This is a genomic window from Staphylococcus sp. FSL W8-1270, assembly GCF_038007165.1.
Taxonomy (GTDB): domain Bacteria; phylum Bacillota; class Bacilli; order Staphylococcales; family Staphylococcaceae; genus Staphylococcus; species Staphylococcus hominis.
Window position 1 is genome coordinate 1,744,109 of record NZ_JBBOWQ010000001.1, and the last position, 21,723, is coordinate 1,765,831.

The window sequence follows — 21,723 nt, forward strand, 5'->3', positions numbered from 1 at the left end:
TACTATTTAAACATTGTTACCTTAATTTTTTCTTAAATGCTAAAAAAGGATTAACTTTGTGAGCATCCTCAACTAGTTAATCCTTTTTAATTATTTATTTTTTAGTCATATTTTTTAGTATTTCATCCGATAATACTTGTACCCCACTATGTTCTAAGTGCACACCATCAGATGCAAAATATTCAGTGTGACCGGCAGAACGTTTATACCAGTCTACTAAAACAACATTTTTATGTCGCTTAGCTGCGTCTGAAAGTTGTTTATTTACATTATCTTGCCAGCTTCTCGGTACCCTTGTATTAACTAAATATATTTTAGCTTTACCAAATTTACTAATAAGTTGATCAAGCTCATCTTGAGTAAAATCTCCATTTGTACCAAGTTCTAATACAACTTGATTTGATGGTTTATTATAATTAGTATAATTATTTGCAACTATCAGGGCTTCTTGTAAATGACGACCTACTTTACCATCTATAGTTGCTTTAGGAACTTGAGATTTAAATTCTTCACCAATATCTACCATAACTGAATCGCCAATAAGTAATGGGCTGATATTTGTGTAAACTTTATCTTTATTCTCACTCTTACTTGTTTGTCCATTTAACTTAATATTTTCACCGGGCATCATTTTGACTAAATATTTATCAGCAGTACTTGTATTAAAACTGTTTGCTTTATTTGCAATTTCATCTTTTCCAAATCGATCAAATGCACCCATAAATATTAATAACAATGGAATCACAGCTATGATAGTAACGATTGTTCTTATAAATTTAGGTCTACGTAATCGGTCAAAAGAAAATGCGCTTAACCCTTCACGTCTAAATGGTGTTTCAATATAACGATAAGATAATTCTGCAAACGCCACAGTTAATAGTATATCTAAGATATATACATATATTGGTAACTGACCATCAACAAAATGTATATGTAGAAAACTAATGACGGCGAAATGCCATAAGTATAAACTATATGAACGTTTTCCGATATACACTAACAAAGGATGTCCTAGAAATTTAGCAATCATTGTAGATGGGTGAACGACACTTGCAATAACAAATAATGTCACTAAAGATATCAAATAAAACCCGCCATTGTATATCCAATCATTATCGTCGTTAACAGTGAAGAATAAAATAATTAAGATAAGTAGGCTACCTATACCAATTCCATCTATTGCACGACGTAATCGTTGTGGTGGATTAACTTTTAATTTAAATGGTGGCCAAACAAACGCCAATATGACGCCTAATAATAATGTTTGTAAACGAGTATCTGTACCAAAATAAACACGCGAATATCCCACATTTGGTTGTGATATAATGACCATTTCTAATAAAGAGGCCAATGATACTATCCAAAATATAAGTGTCACATTACGATATTTTTTAATCGTAAGTAATAATATCACTAAAATGAATGGGAAAAATAAATAAAATTGTTCTTCGATAGCAAGAGACCATAAATGTTTAAGAGGCATGAATGAAAATTGTTCAAAATAGTTAACGTCTTTAGCGATATACCACCAATTTGAAACATAAAATAGCGCTGCAATAATATCATGTTTAACTCTAATAATTTGTTGAGGTTCAAATAATAAGGTTGCAATACCTACTGTTATTAATAAAGCTATCACCGCTGGCAGTAGACGTTTTATGCGTCTAATCCAAAATTGTTTAAGATTAATAATTCCTTTTTCTTCATACTCTCTCAAAAGTAAACTTGTAATTAAATATCCTGAAATAACGAAGAAAGTATCTACACCAATAAAACCTCCAGTTAGCCACTTTCTATTCAAATGATATATAATGATGCCTAATACGGCAATTGCTCTTAGACCATCTAAACCAGGCATATAGCGCATTTTTGTTTTATCCTGCACGCCCTTTTCTAAATTTTGTTTCATTGTTCACATTCTTTCCCTATTAAATAATAAATTTTCAATAAATTCATTAGATATAAAAGCACTAAAATCAGAATAACAATAAAGTTAATTATAGAAGTTTATATGTATGATTGGTCATTCTATAGTCTATGAATTTAATACACTGTATAATATGATTCTGTGTTTTATACTAAGTTGACTGAAAACTTGATATACAATTAAATAAAATATAAATTCATTTTCATTGATTAATTCTTAATTGTTGAAAATTATACTTTTCCTAAGATATAAGTCTTATGTATTGTAGTATAACCTAGACGTAAATTCAATTTATATTACAATTGTGTCATTTCTTTTTTACTCATTTAAAAATAAAATTGTCACATTCTTATATATTAAAAAAGAGAGTAGAAGAAAAATTCATCCCCTACTCTCTATTAAATATTGTATCTAGCGCTTCATAATAAATAGCTTCATACATTAATGCTATCGAGCTCGCTTAAATTTATCCAACGCCTAATGCGATTTTTGCATATCTAGACATCATATCTTTATTCCATGGCGGATTCCAAACAATATTAACTTCTGTATCTTGAATCTCTGGAATTTCGGCTAATACTGTCTTAATTTGATCGATGATTTGTGGTCCAAGTGGACAGCCCATAGACGTAAGTGTCATTTCTACAGTACATAATCCTTCATCATCAACGTTTACTTTATATACTAAACCTAAATTAACAATGTCTATACCTAATTCAGGGTCAATTACCATTTCCAAAGCGCCAAGGATACTATCTTTTAATGCTTCTTCCATTAGTATCACCTCTCCATAATTATCTTTACACTAATATATCAAATATCCGACAAAACGCCAATAAAATGCTATGATACAAATAAACTAATATTTATGAACTGTAATGCAAGGAGATATTTATGAAACCTTATTTAATTTGTTTAGATTTAGATGGAACATTATTAAATGATAATAAAGAAATTAGTGATTATACAAAAAAAGTTTTAACTTCTTTACAAAAACAAGGTCATTACTTAATGATTGCAACTGGACGTCCTTATCGTGCAAGCCAAATATATTATCATGAACTTAATATGAATACACCTATTGTTAATTTTAATGGTGCCTACGTTCATCATCCAAAAGCAGATGACTTTGAAACCAAACATGAGGTATTAGATGTAGACATCGCTAGAAGTATGATAGAGGCACTTCAAAAAGCTAATGTTACAAACATTATTGCTGAAGTGAGAGACAGTGTCTTTATCAATGACCATGATCCTCGATTATTTGAAGGTTTTTCAATGGGCAATCCTAAAATCCAAACAGGCAATTTATTAGAAAAACTTGATGAATCTCCAACTTCCATATTAGTGGAAGCTGAAGAAGTGAATATCACACGTATTAAACAAATGTTAACTCGTTTTTATGCTGAAAATATTGAACATCGTCGTTGGGGTGCACCTTTTCCTGTTATTGAAATCGTAAAACGAGGTATTAGTAAAGCTCGTGGCATTGACTATGTTAAATCATATTTAAATATAAATTCTTCTAATATTATTGCATTTGGAGATGAAGATAATGATTTAGAAATGATTAAATATGCTCAATACGGAATTGCTATGGACAATGGTTTAGATGATTTAAAACATATCGCTAATCATATCACTTATTCCAATAACGAAGATGGAATTGGGCGTTACCTAAATGAATTTTTCAAACTAGAAATACCTTATCAATAATAAAAATGAGAGTACTTAAAGTAAGATTCTAAAAATTATAATTGTATCTCACTTGTTTACTTCTTAGTTATGGAGGATATGTATGTCTAAAATTATTATAGTTGGTGCTGTTGCTGGGGGCGCAACATGTGCAAGTCAAATTCGTCGCTTAGATAAAGAAAGCGACATTATCATTTTTGAAAAAGATCGAGATATGAGTTTTGCTAATTGTGGTTTACCTTACTATATTGGACATCTCGTTTCTGATCGTCATCAAATATTGCCTATTACACCAGACATTTTTAAAGAGAAGAAAAATATTGTAGTTAAAACACATCATGAAGTAATTGAAGTAAACGATCAACAACATGTCGTACGTGTATTAAATCATCAAACAGGCGAAACATTCGACGAAACTTATGACAAATTAATCTTAAGTCCTGGCGCTAGTGCGAATACTCTTGGATTTACTAATAATTTTACTTTCACTCTAAGAAATGCAGAAGATATGGACCAAATCGATCAATATATTTCTCGTCATAAAGCTAAGCGAGCATTAGTTGTCGGTGCTGGTTACATTTCATTAGAAGTATTAGAAAACCTTTATCAACGTGGTCTTGATGTGACATGGATTCATCGTTCAGATAAAGTCAATAAATTAATGGACCAAGATATGAATGCAGCCATTTTTAGCGAAATTGATCAAAGAAACATTTCATATAGATTAAATGAAGAAATTGAATCAATTCAAGCGCATACTGTTTATTTTAAATCTGGTATACATGAAGATTTCGATATCATTATTGAAGGTATAGGAACTCATCCTAATTCATCATTTTTACGTTCATCAAATATTCATATAGATAAACAAGGTTTTATTCCTGTTGATGATTGCTTTAAAACAAATATACCTGATATTTATGCTCTAGGTGATGTCATCACCTCACATTATCGCCATGTAAATATGAATGCTCAAGTACCTTTAGCTTGGGGTGCTCATCGTGCAGCAAGTATTATAGCAGAACAACTCTCAGGTAATAAACATATTACATTTAAAGGTTTTCTTGGTTCAAATATTGTAAAATTTTTTGACTACACTTTTGCGAGCGTAGGAATAAAACCTGAAGAATTAAGTCTATTTAATTATGAGATGGTTGAAATTAAGTCTGGTGCACACGCAGGATATTACCCAGGTAATACACCCCTACACTTACGTGTCTATTTTAATAAAGACAATAGACAATTAATACGCGCCGCAGCAGTTGGAAAACAAGGCGCCGATAAACGTATTGATATTTTATCAATGGCTATGATGAATCAACTTACAGTAGATGAATTGGCTGAATTTGAAGTTGCCTATGCGCCTCCTTATAGTCATCCTAAAGATTTAATCAATATGATTGGTTACAAAGCACGCAATATATAAAAAGAATCGTTTGAGTAGACACTCAAACGATTCTTTTTACTTAACTTAAACCGAACATTTTAGATAATGGACCCCATGGTAAGATAATTCCAAGAGCCATAGTAATAATAATTAAAATAATTGTTGCCCAAAATAAGCCATGACTAGGTGCATGTTTTTTTCTTTTAGCTAATGATACTTCCATTAAAGCAACAACACCTAAGCCACATAACATTTTTAAAGTAAGAAGCATGTGGTTGCCACCTTCACCATGACTCGCTGCCATAAACTCTTCAATTAATTCCCAAAATCCTGAGAATATTGTAAGGAGCATAAAGACTCTAAGCCCCATATGTAATGATTTAAAAGTTGGTGTTGGCCCCTGTGATTTTGAAATGTGTAAAAATGCAATAATATATAACACAATGGTTAAAACCCAACTCACAATATGCATATGTAACAAGACTTGATTACCTCCAATATTTATAATCACTTTCTTTTAATTATCATAACATATTTCCACTTTTTAAGTATTAAAATTTAAAAAGGAGAGAAGCCTTAGCTTCTCTCCTTTTAAACATAACTAGCATTATTATTTGGCAATATAAGTTGTCAAAGTACCAATGTTATCAATAGTTACTTTAACTTCATCACCTGGTTGTAAGAATTTTGGTGGTTGTAATCCAGCTCCTACACCCGCTGGAGTACCGGTTGCAATGATATCACCAGGATGTAAAGCAACATATTTAGAAATTTCTTGAATTAAGTCATCAATTTTATTAATCATTTGACTAGTGTTTCCATCTTGGCGAATTTCATTATTCACTTTAGTGACAATATTAACATTTTCTGGAGTAGGTAATTCATCTTTAGTAACAATATATGGTCCCATTGGGCAACCACCTGTTAAACTTTTAGATAAGAATGCTTGATCTTGTGTATTTTGAGCAGTGCGGTCTGTAATATCATTAATGATAGTATAGCCATAGACATAATCTAATGCTAAGCCTTTAGGAATCTTTTCGCCATATTTACCGATCACAATTCCTAATTCACCTTCGTAATCTAACTGATCTGTAATATCTTTATGATTTGGAATTGTTGCGTTATCACCAGTTAAAGAAGAAGCTGCTTTAGTGAACACATATAAACGTTGCACTTCATGATTTAACTCAGAGGCATGATCTTTATAGTTACGACCAAAAGCAATAACATTATTCGGTGGTGTTACAGGAGGTAAAAATTCAATATCATTAAATGAGAATTTATACTGATCTGCTTTTCCACTATTTTCAACAGCTACTATTGCTTTACGTACTTGTTCTTGGAAATCAAGTGTTTGGTTTTGTTGTAAACCTTCAAGTAGCGTTTGTGGATGGAAGTCTCCTTCACCAAATTCAGCAAAAATTTGTTTTAAATCCCATACAGCGTCTTCACGCTTTACTTTAACGCCATATGATTCAGCGTTATTGTATTTGAATGATAAAAATTTCATTCATTATCAACTCCTCATCTATATCTTATTTCATATTATAACTTTAATTATTAATAAATAACAAATATATATGTCTGAAATTTTAGAAATTTGACGCATCTTTTCTAAAATAAAATAAGATTGATATTATAAAGCATCTTCAATGCTCATCTCACCGAATTGGAAGAAATATAAATAGCCGTTCACTCTTTTATTTAGTATTGTTTCTAAGGTGTTTTTGTAATATTTCATTTGAATTTTATACTTATCACGTAATTGTATTCCAATCTCTTGATCCGTCAGCCCTCTTCTTCGATTAAAAGCATCTGTTTTGTAATCTACAAAATAATATTGATTATCTTTAATAAAAATCAAATCAATCATACCTTGGATAATGGAGACATCTTCATCTAAATCTGGTATTTCATCTACACGTGCTTGATTAACTACAAATGGTAGCTCTCTGTATACTTCATCAGCTTGTGCAATTTTCATATATAAGTCACTACGAATAAATTCCATAATTCTTTCAAATTGGATATCTTTTTTAGCGTCTTCTTCAATAATGTGTTGATCAATTAACATATGAATATAGTCATCTAACTCTATTTCAGTTAATCGTTGTTCTCTAAATGGAAGATGCTGCATAACGGTATGCATCAATGTACCAATTTCATTAGCTTTACGTTTTCTTTCTTGTCTTAAGAATTTAGGACGTTCATAAGTATAAGCACCAATGCGATATTGTCTTACTCTATCGTAACTTGTTCCATCTTCTTTAGTTTCTAATTGACGTTTTAATTCAGATACAGATTGTTTTGATGGCTTTTGAGTATTTTTTATAAATGGATACTTAAACGTTAATTGATGAATCATTTGTTGTTCGTTTTCTTTATTATTCGGAGCCTCTTCTTCAATATCATTGATAGTTCGATGTAATGTCTCATTTGAATCACTTATTAAAGATAATTCATCAAAATGAATGATTTTCAAATCTACATATGGTTTCAAACTGTCATCTAATTGATTGATAGATGTCTCAAATTGATAATCGGATGTGATAGATTGAGATAAGTGTTTCGCTAAAATACTATATACCAGATTAAAAGGTCGTTCTACTGATAATCTTTTATGAAGTGCAATGAGTTGATTTGAAATAGGCAAACGTTCATACTTTCTTAACTTTTCTTCTTTATCTACCGTTCCAATTAGAATGAGCTGTTCTTTTGCACGAGTTAATGCCACATACATTAAACGCATCTCTTCAGAAATCAATTCTTTTTCTGTTAACGATTTAACAACTACAGATGAAAGTGATGGATAAGAAATATTATCTGTTAAATCATAGTACTCCATTCCTAAACCATATTTTTGATTTAATACTAAAGGTTTCCGAATATCTTCTTTATTAAAATTCTTAGAAAGACCAGAATAAATAACATATGGAAACTCTAAACCTTTACTACTATGAATTGTCATCATTCGAACTACATTATCATTAGGTCCTATCACATTTTCTTCACCAAAATCTTTTTTACGCTCTATCAATTCATCGATAAATCTTATAAATTGATAAAGTCCTCTAAACGTAGAGTTTTCAAATTCTATTGCTTTATTAAACAATCCAAAAAGATTAGCACGTCTGCCTTTACCACCAATCAGTCCGCTAAAATATTGAATGACATAATGATCATTATAGAACTTATCAATTAACTGATACACAGGATGTGTTTGCCCATAATCTTGATATAAATGTATATCTTCAATAAAACGACGTAATTTATCAACTAATTGTGTGTTAGCTTGATCATATTTTATATAGTGTAAAATTGATTGATAAAAGTAATCATCATTTGAACTGACTACTCGAATTTCAGCAAGTTCATCTTCAGTAAATTGATAAATAACAGAGCGCATTAACCCAACTAGATAAATATCTTGCAATGGGTTATCAATCGTTCTAAGAAACGATAGTACTAGTCGTACTTCCGTTTGTTCAAAATAACCTTCCTTACTATTAACATGGAACGGAATATTATTATCTTTAAATACTTTTTGCAAACGTCTAGCATTACTCATTCCACGTTCTAAAATAACAATATCTTTATAAGTTGCTTTACGATAGGCATTGTTTTTCGCATCGTAAACGAGTTTATTATCAAGGATATGCTTTACTTGTTCAACTACATAATATGCTTCTTGTTCCTGTCTATCTAAGTCTGTGTCCTCATTTTCAGATTTAATCAGCGCATGTAATTCGAGTGGCATTGGTTTTTCTGGATAATAATGAGCGCCGAAATATAAACGCGCATCGACATCATAATTAATTTCTCCAACCGCTTCATCCATCATATGATCAAAAAGATAATTAGTCGTTGAAAGTACTTCCTTTCTTGAGCGGAAGTTATTAGATAAGTCAATTCGAAGTCCCGTTTGTTGCCCTTCTTTAGTGAATCGATGATATTTACTCATAAACAATGTAGGATCCGCTTGTCTAAACTTATAAATAGATTGCTTTACGTCTCCCACCATAAATAAGTTGCCATCTAATTCATCACCACGTTTGATAGTAGATATAATTGCCTCTTGTACCTGATTGGTATCTTGATATTCATCAATAAGTATTTCTTCAAATTGATGACGATAATCTTTAGCGATAGTAGAAGGCATCCCGTTTTCATCTGTTAATATTTGTAAGGCAAAATGTTCATAATCTGCAAAGTCTAGTACATTTCTACTACGTTTTTTCTTAGCAAAATCATTAATGATATCTTTAATGATTTGAACTAAATATTTTATCCGAGGCGCTAACTGTTTCATATCGTCTTTAAGTTCATCTACTGACCGCATTAAATATTTATTTTTTACATCTTGAATGGTTTCATTATATTCTTTATAGAAAGATTTAATATCTTCAAGTGTCTCTAAATCTTCATTTTCTTTTTTTATTTTTGATGACATTTGTGGAAATTTTTCAGGTGTATGATTAAGAAGTGCATCTCTATTCAAAACACCATCTTCTAATATGCTTTGACATATCATTTTCTCTCTTTGGACAACTTCTAAATGTTTTTCAACAGCATTACAATAGGATAAAAGATTTTCTGCTTCAAGAAGTGAGTCAAATGCTGCTTTCATATATATTTCTGCAAGTATTTTTAATTCTTTAAGGTAGTCTTGTTGCTTCTCATCATTCTCGTAAGGATCAACTAATGAATCTAACCATTTAAATGGTGAAGGATTAGCTATACTAAAATAATAAAATCGCTTTAACATTTCTCTAAATCCATCGTCATTTCTATCATTTGATAGTTGTTCGACTAAAGTCAAAAATTCAATATCAGGATTTTCATAATGATGTTCTAGTACTTCATCAATTGATTGCTCCAATAAAAGTACGTTTTCTACTTCACTAATCGTTCTAAAATTAGGGTCTAGTTGGATAACATCATAATGTTGTTGAATCACCTTTAAACAAAAACTATGCAGTGTAGAAATTTGAGCTTGATGTATTTTTATACGTTGACTTTTTAAGTGTTCATTCTTAGGATCCTCTAATGAAGCTTGTTGAATACGTTGTTCTACACGATGTTTCATCTCTCTAGCACTTAAGTTCGTAAATGTTACTACAAGTAATTTATCAACATCTACTTCATCTCTTAAGATTTTTTGAATAATACGTTCAACTAGAACAGCTGTTTTTCCTGAGCCAGCAGCTGCTGCAACTAGTATATCTTGTCCTTTTGCATATATACTGTTCCATTGTGCATCCGTCCATTGTGCGTCTTTAGGTTTTATCGGAATATTATTCATTGTCCTCACCGCTTTCTAATTCGACCTCTTGAATTGCTTGAATTGGATTAATCGATTCATCTACATGGCGATAATGTTTACTATCAATAAGGCTATCTACGTGACATACTGACTGGAAACTACAAAATTCACATGGTAATTTGTCTTCAAATTTAAGTGGAGCTACTTCTGTATGACCATCCATAATATTTGAAGCAGTCTCAATAAAATTATTTTTATTGTGTTGAATAAATTTATGAATCGTTGTTTCATCAGCAACTTGGCTTCCCCGTGCACTAATACCTCCATCTTTTTTTAATGTCACGGGTACAATATCTGATTTAGATATCTCGTTAAGTCTTATATCCATAGCATCGATAACTTCAGCATCACTATTGATTAATCCTTTTAATTTATATTCTTTTAGAATAGCTTGATTAATATTTTTCTTATTTAATGCCTCTTCAGTTAAATCGCCCCATTTTTCAAATTTCAAACGTTCATCATGAATGTGGAAATATAACAATCCACCTGGTTTAACCTCTGAACTTAAACCAAGTCGCTCTGAATTTTGTAATACGATATCCATATACGTCATCATTTGCATCTGTTTACCATAATAAACTTTTTTCAAATTTAAATTGGCGCTATGATTAGATGATTTATAATCAATAATATTTACAAAACTTGTATTATTTTTTGTATAAGTATCGATACGATCAATTTGTCCACGAATATGAATCGGAATCCCTTGTGTCGTCATTAAGGGATGTGCAATCAACTCTTCTTCAGTTCTTGGTTTCTTTCTAAAAGCAGTTTCAAAACGTTTTGGTCTAAATTTTGTATTCTCATTTTGATAACGAAGTGCCTTTAAAGTACTTTCAACAATGACACCTATACGTTTAGATACATAACGATAATATGCATTGGAATCCATTAAATTAAATTGCACTTGTGGTAAAACATGTTGTAGAGCTTCTTCTGTAAGTGCATGGATTTTCTGATTATCCAGTTGACTAAATTCTCCGTTTACTTTATCCGAAATATATTTTAAAGCATTATGAAAAATATTACCTAAATCAAAACTTTCAAGTTGATATTTGGTACGTTCATTTAAACGAAGACCGTAAGTAGCATAATGTTGGAACGGGCAATCATTATAACCTTCAAATCGTGAAACACTAGCATTAATAGACGTTCCATATAATGCTTCTGACAATTGTGGTGTGAGTTGAATGGTTTCATTATCATATGTTAATGCTGTTGATAAATAGTTTATACTGTCATTTAATTCTTCATTTTCACTTATAACTTTATAAGCATCAAGCCACGTATCTGCTACCGCTTCTTCTTCCAACCACGATTTCAATGCTTCAAATAAATGAATTTTAGTTTGATGTGGATGTTCCATTAATGTAAGAGGATAAGCATGATGCAGATAATGAATATTTTGGATATCCAAATTACTGAACAATGCTTGAATCTGATTTAAAAATGGACTTTTCTCTTTTTCATCTCCTTGCATCCCCATAAGACTATATGAAAAAGTCATTTGTTCACATGCACGTGTCATAGCAATATAGCATACAAATGCTTCATCCATTTGTAAGATATCAGAGGTTGGACTTAATTCAACACTTCCCTGTTCCTCTAACAAACGTTTTTCTTCATCAGTGATTAAGCTTGAAGATGACATGGGCTGTGGCATCACTCCATCATTCATCCCAACCATATAAACGTGTTTTTTATTATCAACTTTTGCTAAATCCATAGTCCCTATGCTCACTTGATCCAATGTTTGAGGAATCATTACAAATTCGAGTTGTTCAAGTCCAATGTCAAATACTTCTAAGAATCGATTTAAACTCATTTCTTCTTCTTCAAATACTGTGACTAAATCATCTAGTATTTGTATTAATCCATTCCATAATTGGTCAATTTCTTCTGCTTTCTCATGGTCCCCTTTTAAATCTAGTTCATCACGGTGAGCCATTAAATATTTAGGTAAATCAAAAGCTTCCATTGTTTCATAAAATGCAGTTGCATAATCTCTAACATTTTTAGAGTGAAGCATGGCTTGTTCAAAACGAAGTATTTTATTTACAACATCATCCTTTAAGCGTACGACGTCTTCAAATGCTTCTTTTTCTTCTTCAGTTAATTGATGCTCTTTACGTCCCATTTTTGTAAAATTATCGATATTAAACAATTTATCATCTAACCATTTTTTACCGTAAATACCTCGTTCAATGACAAAGTTTTCTAATAGATCAATTAAGTAACTACTATTTTTAAATTGATGAGATAAAATATTGGTTTTAAATAGTCTCATCATTGGACTAAGCCCCATATTACTTTGGATAACTTCTAATAAAGAACGTATCATTTCCATTATAGGATGATGTGTCATCGATTTTTTAGTATCAATATTATAAGGAATATCGTATTGTGGCAAAATAGATTCAAATAGATAAGCATATGTTTCATCTCTATATAAAATTGCAATATCTTGATATCTAAAGTGTTTATCACGTGTATCTTTAATAATACGTCGTGCTATTTCATTAACTTCTTCTCTCATATTCGATGACTCAAGTAAATCAATATAACCATGTGATTGAGTTGGATTAACTTGAAGTGCGTCAAATTGTTGTTCTAATTGTAATAAATCTTTATTTTTGAAACGATATGGTGTTGTAAAATAATGTTCATTTAAAGGTATATGTAATTCATTTGCAATTTCTTTTAAGTGAATAAGTACGTCAGAAGGTTTTCTAAACATACTAAAGTGATCTTCATTACCATCTGTAGTTAATAATATAGTAACTTGTTTAGCATTTTGTACTAATGCTTTAATAATTTGATATTCAAGTGTTGAAAAGTTATAAAATCCATCTATATAAATATCAGCATGCTTAATCCACTCAGATTTGTGCATTATTTCAATAAAATAATTAAGACTGTCTTCAGCGGTAATAAATTCTCCATTTAATCGTTCTTCAAAATAATGATAAATAAGCGAAATATCTTCTAGTTTATGTCGGGTTCTTGTTTGTAATTCATTATCTTCTAAAAATGAATCAAGTTGATGAGGTGTTACAGAATATTTCTTAAAATCTTGGATTTGTTCACTTAATTTTTCACTAAAACCATAATAATCTGCTTGAGATTGATATAATTTCATTTCTGATTTGTGTTGTTGAACGATATTGAATATCATCATTTCAATAGCTGCTTTAGTTAAACGTGTTTCAGTTAATCCTCCGAGTTCTTGAAAGATTCTATAGCTCAAACGTTCAAAATGTAAAACTTCCGTTCTTAAACTCCCGTTTAACTCTCGATCATTTACGAAAGATTGCTCCAATTGAAACGTACTTTGGGTAGGTGCAATCAAAATGATAGGATCTCCAAGAGGATTTTCTTTCATTTGTTGTTTAATATTTTTAATCATATGATACGATTTACCGGTACCAGCTCTTCCAAGATATGTATTTAATTCCATTATCTACACACTCCTTTAAACTCATTTTACCACGGAACATACGTTCTTAAAAAGTAAAGTAGATAAAATAAAAGTAGAATGTGAATTCACCTGAATTGACATTCTACTTTCATTTTTAAATTGATATCCTACTTATCTGGATTAAAATTAAATTTAAAATCATTTAGTGGCCAAAATCTAAATGATACTTTACCGACGATTTGTTGTTTATCTATTAATCCAAACGCTCTACTATCTTTACTAACTTCACGATTATCTCCTAGCACTAAGTATTTATTTTTAGGAATAACGTTAGACTTAGGATGAGCATTAAGAAGATCCTTAGTTTCAAAAGATCCTGTAATGTACTCTCCTTGTTTATGTTTTTCATTATAGTCTAAGTAAGGCTCATTTACTTTTTTTCCATTAACATATAGCTGATCTTTTTTATATGTCACACTATCTCCTGGTACGCCTATCACTCTTTTAACATAGTCATCAGATTTATTAGCATGGAAAACAATAACATTTCCTTTTTTTATGTTTCCTACCTTATAACCTAAAATGTTAACCATTACATGTTGTCCATCTTTTAATGTTGGATCCATAGAGTCGCCTTTTATTGTATAGGATTTGGCAACAAAAGTGACTACAAGCCATACAAGCAATAAGCCTACAGCTATCGCAACAATCCATTCTGTTATTTCTTTTTTCAAATATAACACCTCATCTATTTATTAAACTCATAGTTGAATGATCTAAAAGGATAATACCTTAGATATACATTTCCTATAACATCACTTTTTTTAATTAATCCATATTTTCTCGAATCAGTTAATGTATTACTATTATCATTCAACACTAAAAATGAGTCAGGTGGAATAATATCCCCATCAGTATTTTCTAAATCTCGTAATGCGAAATCATTAATATCTCTATTTTTAGCATAATATTTATTCACTTGTCTATCATCTTTATATAATTTACCATGCCTTATTTCTACCGATTCGCCTGCTTTCCCAATAATACGGCTAAAATGAATTTGATCATGATGACGATACATAATAATATCGCCTTCATTTAATAAATTAAATGTCACTTTCAATTTATTAATCATTATATAATCATTTTTATTTAGAGTGGGGGCCATCTCATTAGTATGAACAATTGCACTTCTTAGTAAAAAATTTTGGATAAATATCACAAAAATAATTGCTAAAATAATGGAGATACTCGTACTTATAATTCGACGCAAAATGTCACTCCTCATGTGTTCCCATAAAATGTTTTTCAACTCTTTTTCCAATAAACCATATGACTATAGTAACAATAATTAAAATAATTGCTCTTATAGGATGGGTTAAAAATGTAGTCACTTCTCTACCCATCACTGCTAAAAATGAGATGGAAATAAACTTTGAAAATAATAAAATAATAAAATAATTCTTCATTTTAATATGAGAAAAACTAGCTACAAAGTTTACTACTGTATTAGGTGTAAATGGAAAACACATTAATATAAAAATAGGAACAAGTCCTTGTTTATCTATAAAATGTGTAAGTTTTTTCACACCTTTTTTTGCTTTAACTCTTTGCATAAAAGATGCATCAACGAATTTCCTAAAAAAATAAAATACAGTAAATGTCCCAGCGACGATCCCTAACCAACTAATAATGGTTCCTGTAATAAAACCATAAGCATGAACATTTAAGATGACATATAGAGTTAAAGGAAAAACAGGAATCATAGCTCTTAAATAGAGAATAATAAAACCTGCAAAGTATCCTAATTGTTGTAACACATTAAACCAATGTTCAATTTGATGAAACACTATATCATCAAATCCTTTCTTGAAATTTCATCATTCTCTATTGAGTATAAAATTATTTTACACTCTTTTCTTAAAAAAACTATTAATTCAATAAGAAATCAGTCACAAGTACTAGATAACAGATTTAACATTAGTCATATTAATCATTTAAAAGAGAGTGAGACTGAATTCAAAACGAATTCAGTTTCCTTCTCTTGACCCCATATTACGTTAAACAAAAACTTCTTTTTATGAAAGTCTAGTATGTTGAAAAAGATTGATATAAGTATATATTCAATTGAGTCATTGACTGCCAATATATAAAAAACGCCTAAGACAGCTCATCATGTCCTAGGCTTTAAACTATCATTTTATTTAAATTTATGTTGATATTATAAACGTTCTTCTAATTCTTTTTTCTTATCTTCATAACCTGGTTTACCAAGTAAAGCAAACATATTTTGTTTATAAGCTTCTACACCAGGTTGGTTAAATGGATTAACACCTAATTGATAGCCACTCATCGCACAAGCTAATTCAAAGAAGTAAACAACATAACCGAATGTTTCTTCATCTAAACGTGGGATATTCACAACGATATTAGGAACGCCACCATCAGTATGAGCTAATAACGTACCTTCAAATGCTTTTGTATTAACTTCATCGATTGTTTTTCCAGCTAAATAATTTAAGCCATCTAAATCGTCATCATCTTTTTCAATTGTAATATCATGTTTAGGTTGATTTACTTTTACAACAGTTTCAAATAAGAAACGGCGTCCTTCTTGAACGTACTGACCTAATGAATGTAAATCAGTAGTATAGTTTGCGCTTGAAGGATAAATACCTTTAAAGTCTTTACCTTCAGATTCACCGTATAACTGTTTCCACCATTCATTAAAGTACTGCATAGATGGTTCGTAGTTAATTAACATTTCAGTTGTATAACCTTTACTATAAAGAACATTTCGAATTGTTGCATATTGATATGCAATATTCTCTTCTAAATTTTCAGATGATAGTTCTTTACGAGCTTTATTTGCCCCATTCATAATTGCTTCAATATCAATACCTGCAGTTGCAATTGGTAATAATCCTACTGCAGTTAATACTGAATAACGACCACCTACATCATCAGGTACAACAAATGTTTCATAACTTTCATTATCTGCTAATTGTTTCAATGCACCTTTTGCTTTATCAGTTGTAGCAAAAATACGTTTTTTTGCTTCGTCTTTACCATATTTTTCTTCAACTAATTGTTTAAACAATCTAAATGCTACAGCAGGCTCAGTCGTTGTTCCTGATTTAGAAATAACATTTACTGAAAAGTCTTTATCAGACAAGTAATTCACTAATTCTTGTGTATAACTTGAAGATAAGTGATTTCCTACAAATACAATCTCAGGATATTCTGTACTGTTACGGAAAGATGAAGTAAGCATTTCAATTGCAGCACGTGCACCTAAATATGAACCGCCAATTCCGATAACTACCAATACATCTGAATTCGATTGAATATGTTTTGCTGCTTTTTGAATTCTAGAAAACTCTTCTTTATCATAATCTTCAGGTAAATTTACCCAACCTAAAAAGTCGCTTCCAGCACCTGTACCTTCATGAATCGTTTTATGAATTGTTTTTACAATATCTTTTTGTTGATCAAGTTCATGTTGACCAAAAAATTCTAACGTTTTTCCATAATCTAATTGAATATGAGTCATTTATAAATCCTCCAATGTTTATGAATTAGTTTCATTTTACTAACTTTAAGTTATCTATTCAATGAACAAGTTCAATTATTCAAAAAATAGTCTGTTTTTTTTAGAATCATTGAATTACCTTACCTTGTAATGAATACACAATCGAAACAGCAATAAACTCCTTAGTTGTAGTAATATTCAATAAATATAGAAATAACAATAGATGATTAATGATATTCAAATTATCTTTATTTTGTATAAATATGTAAAAAAATGGTTTTATTTTCAAAAACAATCTGTTAGTATAGAATTATATTAATTTTCAGAAAATTTTGAGGTGACAATATGAAAGATAAAATTGTTTTAGCTTATTCAGGTGGATTAGATACTAGTGTAGCTGTTAAATGGCTTATAGATAAAGGGTATGACGTAGTGGCAGTATGTTTAGATGTTGGCGAAGGTAAAGATTTAGATGTTGTTTATTCTAAAGCATTAGACATGGGCGCCGTCGAATGTCATGTTATTGATGCAACTAAGGAATTTAGTGAAGATTATGTAAGTTATGCAATAAAAGGAAATTTAATGTATGAAAATAGTTATCCTTTAGTATCTGCGCTTTCAAGACCCTTAATAGCGAAGAAATTAGTAGAAATTGCTGAACAAACAAAGTCAATCGGTATTGCACATGGTTGTACTGGTAAAGGTAATGATCAAGTACGTTTTGAAGTAGCAATTAAAGCACTTAACCCTAATTTGAAAACATTTGCTCCTGTTAGAGAGTGGGGCTGGAGTCGTGAAGAAGAAATCGACTATGCAATCAAACATGGTATTCCTGTAAGTATTAATCATGATTCACCTTATTCAATCGATCAAAATTTATGGGGTCGTGCAAATGAATGTGGTATTTTAGAAGATCCCTATGCTGCTCCACCGAAAGATGCATATGATTTAACTGCTGAATTAGAGGATACACCAAATACACCAGATGAAATTATCTTATCATTTAAAAATGGTGTTCCTGTTCAACTTAACCATAAAGACTATGATTTAGATCAGCTAATTCTAACATTAAATGATGTAGCTGGTAAACATGGTATCGGACGTATCGATCACGTAGAGAATCGTTTAGTTGGTATAAAATCACGTGAAGTATATGAAACACCAGGTGCTGAAGTGATATTAAAAGCTCATAAAGCTTTAGAAACATTAACATTAACTAAAGATGTGGCGCATTTTAAACCAGTCATTGAAAAACAATTTGCTGAACAAACATATAATGGTTTATGGTTCTCACCTTTAACAGACAGTCTAAAGCAATTCATCGATAGCACTCAACACTATGTTGAAGGAGATGTTAGAGTTAAATTATTTAAAGGTAATGCTATTGTTAATGGTAGAAAATCGCCTTATACACTTTATGATGAAAAGTTAGCAACTTATACTAAAGAAGATGCTTTTGATCAATCAGCTGCAGTCGGCTTTATTGATATTTATGGACTGCCAACACAAGTAAATGCTTATTTACATGGAGGTTATAGTAATGAGTAATAAAGCATGGGGAGGTCGTTTTCAACAACAACCTGAAGAATGGGTAGATGCGTTTAATGCTTCTATTGACTTTGACCAAACGCTTTTAGATGAGGATATTCAAGGTAGTATTGCACATGCAACAATGCTTGCACACCAAAACATTATTTCTGAAGAAGAAAAAAATGCTATCGTAAAAGGTTTGAAAGATATACAGGCAGATTTTCATAACCATAATATTGAATTTAAACATGCTTTAGAAGATATACATTTAAATATTGAACATGAACTGATACAACGCATTGGAGATCCAGGTGGCAAGTTACACACAGGTCGTAGCAGAAATGATCAAGTAGCAACAGACTTACATCTCTATGTAAAAAAACAGGTCATTGAGATTCAAGCACTTATTCGTTCATTCCAAGAGTCTATTTTAACTCTAGCAAAATCTCACGTAGAAACGATTATGCCAGGTTATACGCACTTACAACGTGCTCAACCTATTTCTTTCGCTCATCACATCATGACATATTTTTGGATGTTGGAAAGAGACTATACACGTTTTGCAGATAGTTTAAAACGTATTGATATATCTCCTCTTGGCGCTGCAGCATTGAGTGGCACTACACATCCTATCGATAGACATGAAACTCAAGAATTACTTGGTTTTGAATATATTTATGAAAATAGTCTTGATGCAGTGAGTGATCGTGATTACATTATTGAAACATTGCATAATATATCATTAACAATGACTCACCTATCACGTTTTGCAGAAGAAATTATTTTTTGGTCTACGGATGAAGCGAAATTTATTACACTATCTGATGCATTTTCTACTGGTTCATCTATTATGCCTCAAAAGAAAAATCCAGATATGGCTGAACTCATTCGTGGTAAAGTTGGACGTACGACAGGACATTTAATGAGTATGCTTGTCACATTGAAAGGCTTGCCTCTTGCATATAATAAAGACTTACAAGAGGATAAAGAAGGTTTATTTGATTCTGTTCGTACGATGAAAGGTTCTTTACGTATTTTTGAGGGCATGCTTAATACGTTAACGGTTAATACAAATCGTTTAAATGAAACAGTGCATCAAGATTTCTCTAACGCAACAGAACTTGCAGATTATTTAGTAGATAAAAATGTACCGTTTAGAACAGCACATGAAATTGTAGGAAAAATTGTCTTTGAATGTATTCAACAAGGCATCTATTTATTAGATGTACCATTTGAACGTTATCAAGAATTAAATGATAAAATCGAAGAAGATGTATATGATTACTTAAAACCAGAAAATTGTTTAAATAGAAGAAAAAGTTATGGTTCTACAGGCCAAGATGCTGTGCGTCATCAATTGAACGTTGCAGAAAATATTTTAAAACAATAATGAATACTATTATTAAATGACTATGAATCGAATAAATAAAGATTCTAATAAAGCATCTACTTGAGGATTAACTCTAAATCGCTTAATCGTTTTATAAGAAAGTTTTTGATTTTGTGAAGATCACATCACTTGTAAGAATAAGTACTGAAGTTTCCTTTCGTAGAGTAAGTTAAGTCATGTTAGAATCTTTATACATAAGGCACTTCGTTAATTTAGTTTAGTGATGTTTATTAAATTATACGAAAGTGCCTTATTTTTTTAAGTATTTCAATGTAAAATTACATATAAATATAAAGTAAATTGACAAGACTCATTTTTTAGTTAAATTTAATTTAATTATTTTAACTTTCTCTATATTTATTGTTAATAAATTAATAGTTTTGCTAAAATTTTGAAAAAATTATTCTAAAAATTTCTTCTCTTTGCTAAAGTTTTAATGTATTTTTAAATTGAACTGAGAGGATGAATTTTTTGAAGGTTTCTAAAAAAGCAATGATATCTAGTTTAGCAATAGCCACTATCGGTTTAGTAACATTACATAATCCAGTAGAAGCAAATAATAATCATAACAACTATAGCACTACTTCTAATTCCGCTGCAGAACATCAACAGTTTAATCAATCACAAAATAAATATACGTCAGTAGCGATTAGTAAACATCGTAATCAAGATCATTCGAATTGGATGACCAACTTAACTGGCGAACGTTTTACGACTATCGCTCATAGAGGTGCAAGTGGCTATGCGCCGGAACATACGTTTCATGCATATGATAAAAGTCATAATGAGTTAGGGGCGTCGTATATTGAATTAGACTTACAACGTACGAAAGATGGACAACTTGTAGCAATGCATGACGAAACCGTTGATCGTACAACAAACGGTACAGGTCGTGTCGAAGACTATACACTCGCACAACTTAAACAACTAGATGCTGGGTCATGGTTTAACAATGCTCACCCTGAATATGCGAAACCAGAATATAAAAATGCTAAAGTCCCTACTCTAGATGAAATTTTATCTCGATACGGTACAAAGGCTAATTATTATATTGAAACTAAAAATCCTAATGTATATCCAGGTATGGAAGAACAACTACTTGAAACATTAAAAAAACATCACATGTTAACTGGTAACTCTTTAAATCATGGACATATATTAATTCAGTCTTTCTCAGAAGAAAGTTTACAAAAAATGCATCAATTAGATTCACGAGTACCATTGATTCGATTACTTGATAAAAATGAATTGCAACAACAAAGTGAAGCAGATTTACAACATATTCTCTCATATGCCATAGGTGTCGGCCCAGATTATACTAGTTTAAACGCTGAAAACACTAAGCATTTAAAAGATTTAGGTTTCCTAATTCATCCTTATACAGTAGATAAAACTACAGATATGCAACGTTTAAATCAATATGGTGTTGACGGTCTATTTACAAATTTTGCTGATAAATATAAAGCTACTATCCCAAACGAGTAATTTTATTAATTAAATCACTCTATAAAAAAC

14 protein-coding genes and 1 pseudogene are annotated in these 21,723 nt (G+C 30.7%); 5 read left to right on the top strand and 10 right to left on the bottom strand.

Going from position 1 to position 21,723, the window contains the following annotated elements:
- Positions 1 to 94 precede the first annotated feature (94 nt).
- Positions 95 to 1,909, bottom strand: a complete 1,815-nt coding sequence (locus NSU06_RS08685) for an acyltransferase family protein (protein ID WP_340779840.1) — start codon at positions 1,907 to 1,909, stop codon at positions 95 to 97.
- A gap of 484 nt (positions 1,910 to 2,393) precedes the next feature.
- A complete protein-coding gene (locus tag NSU06_RS08690; RefSeq protein ID WP_002448080.1) occupies positions 2,394 to 2,702 on the bottom strand; it encodes a metal-sulfur cluster assembly factor in 309 nt (102 codons plus the stop codon).
- A gap of 119 nt (positions 2,703 to 2,821) precedes the next feature.
- Between NSU06_RS08690 and NSU06_RS08695 the strand changes: the two genes are divergently transcribed.
- On the top strand, positions 2,822 to 3,643 hold the full coding sequence (locus NSU06_RS08695; RefSeq protein WP_070549417.1) for a Cof-type HAD-IIB family hydrolase: 822 nt from the start codon (positions 2,822 to 2,824) through the stop codon (positions 3,641 to 3,643).
- Between the two features lie 82 nt (positions 3,644 to 3,725).
- The gene (locus NSU06_RS08700) at positions 3,726 to 5,048 is read left to right on the top strand and encodes a CoA-disulfide reductase (protein ID WP_061544377.1); all 1,323 of its coding nucleotides are present in this window, start codon (positions 3,726 to 3,728) and stop codon (positions 5,046 to 5,048) included.
- Between the two features lie 40 nt (positions 5,049 to 5,088).
- Here the strand turns inward: NSU06_RS08700 and NSU06_RS08705 are convergent, their stop codons facing one another.
- The 8 genes from NSU06_RS08705 to NSU06_RS08740 form a co-directional block, all read right to left on the bottom strand.
- Complete coding sequence (locus tag NSU06_RS08705) at positions 5,089 to 5,490, bottom strand: YisL family protein (RefSeq protein ID WP_017175835.1); 402 nt, start codon at positions 5,488 to 5,490, stop codon at positions 5,089 to 5,091.
- Positions 5,491 to 5,619: 129 nt separating this feature from the next.
- Complete coding sequence (locus NSU06_RS08710; RefSeq protein WP_049379475.1) at positions 5,620 to 6,522, bottom strand: fumarylacetoacetate hydrolase family protein; 903 nt, start codon at positions 6,520 to 6,522, stop codon at positions 5,620 to 5,622.
- Positions 6,523 to 6,648: 126 nt separating this feature from the next.
- On the bottom strand, positions 6,649 to 10,314 hold the full coding sequence (gene addA / locus NSU06_RS08715) for a helicase-exonuclease AddAB subunit AddA (RefSeq protein WP_017175837.1): 3,666 nt from the start codon (positions 10,312 to 10,314) through the stop codon (positions 6,649 to 6,651).
- On the bottom strand, positions 10,307 to 13,795 hold the full coding sequence (gene addB / locus NSU06_RS08720; RefSeq protein ID WP_093514792.1) for a helicase-exonuclease AddAB subunit AddB: 3,489 nt from the start codon (positions 13,793 to 13,795) through the stop codon (positions 10,307 to 10,309). The genes addA and addB overlap by 8 nt, the downstream gene beginning before the upstream one ends.
- Positions 13,796 to 13,923: 128 nt before the next feature.
- Positions 13,924 to 14,490 (bottom strand): signal peptidase I, encoded by a 567-nt coding sequence (lepB, locus tag NSU06_RS08725; protein ID WP_017175839.1) that lies wholly within the window; start codon positions 14,488 to 14,490, stop codon positions 13,924 to 13,926.
- Between the two features lie 14 nt (positions 14,491 to 14,504).
- Positions 14,505 to 15,029, bottom strand: coding sequence for a signal peptidase I (gene lepB, locus NSU06_RS08730; RefSeq protein WP_049382051.1), 525 nt, complete (start codon positions 15,027 to 15,029; stop codon positions 14,505 to 14,507).
- Between the two features lie 4 nt (positions 15,030 to 15,033).
- The gene (locus tag NSU06_RS08735) at positions 15,034 to 15,609 is read right to left on the bottom strand and encodes a TVP38/TMEM64 family protein (protein WP_025987168.1); all 576 of its coding nucleotides are present in this window, start codon (positions 15,607 to 15,609) and stop codon (positions 15,034 to 15,036) included.
- Positions 15,610 to 15,977: 368 nt separating this feature from the next.
- A complete protein-coding gene (locus NSU06_RS08740) occupies positions 15,978 to 17,309 on the bottom strand; it encodes a glucose-6-phosphate isomerase (protein ID WP_017175842.1) in 1,332 nt (443 codons plus the stop codon).
- Positions 17,310 to 17,633: 324 nt separating this feature from the next.
- Here NSU06_RS08740 and NSU06_RS08745 point away from each other — a divergent pair, with 324 nt between their 5' ends.
- From NSU06_RS08745 to NSU06_RS08755, 3 genes and pseudogenes are all read left to right on the top strand, one after another.
- Positions 17,634 to 18,836, top strand: coding sequence for an argininosuccinate synthase (locus NSU06_RS08745; RefSeq protein ID WP_070548398.1), 1,203 nt, complete (start codon positions 17,634 to 17,636; stop codon positions 18,834 to 18,836).
- On the top strand, positions 18,829 to 20,208 hold the full coding sequence (gene argH, locus NSU06_RS08750; protein WP_002455540.1) for an argininosuccinate lyase: 1,380 nt from the start codon (positions 18,829 to 18,831) through the stop codon (positions 20,206 to 20,208). The genes NSU06_RS08745 and argH overlap by 8 nt, the downstream gene beginning before the upstream one ends.
- Before the next feature lie 681 nt (positions 20,209 to 20,889).
- Positions 20,890 to 21,693: pseudogene (locus NSU06_RS08755) on the top strand (glycerophosphodiester phosphodiesterase); the annotation flags it as partial.
- Between the last annotated feature and the right edge of the window lie 30 nt (positions 21,694 to 21,723).

Excerpts from the sequence above, each read along its gene's own strand:
- NSU06_RS08695 (WP_070549417.1), top strand. The coding sequence starts at position 2,822 with ATGAAACCTTATTTAATTTGTTTAGATTTAGATGGAACATTATTAAAT.
- addA (WP_017175837.1), bottom strand. The coding sequence starts at position 10,314 with ATGAATAATATTCCGATAAAACCTAAAGACGCACAATGGACGGATGCA.
- NSU06_RS08710 (WP_049379475.1), bottom strand. The coding sequence starts at position 6,522 with ATGAAATTTTTATCATTCAAATACAATAACGCTGAATCATATGGCGTT.
- addB (WP_093514792.1), bottom strand. The coding sequence starts at position 13,795 with ATGGAATTAAATACATATCTTGGAAGAGCTGGTACCGGTAAATCGTAT.
- NSU06_RS08690 (WP_002448080.1), bottom strand. The coding sequence starts at position 2,702 with ATGGAAGAAGCATTAAAAGATAGTATCCTTGGCGCTTTGGAAATGGTA.
- NSU06_RS08685 (WP_340779840.1), bottom strand. The coding sequence starts at position 1,909 with ATGAAACAAAATTTAGAAAAGGGCGTGCAGGATAAAACAAAAATGCGC.
- NSU06_RS08700 (WP_061544377.1), top strand. The coding sequence starts at position 3,726 with ATGTCTAAAATTATTATAGTTGGTGCTGTTGCTGGGGGCGCAACATGT.
- argH (WP_002455540.1), top strand. The coding sequence starts at position 18,829 with ATGAGTAATAAAGCATGGGGAGGTCGTTTTCAACAACAACCTGAAGAA.
- NSU06_RS08745 (WP_070548398.1), top strand. The coding sequence starts at position 17,634 with ATGAAAGATAAAATTGTTTTAGCTTATTCAGGTGGATTAGATACTAGT.
- NSU06_RS08740 (WP_017175842.1), bottom strand. The coding sequence starts at position 17,309 with ATGACTCATATTCAATTAGATTATGGAAAAACGTTAGAATTTTTTGGT.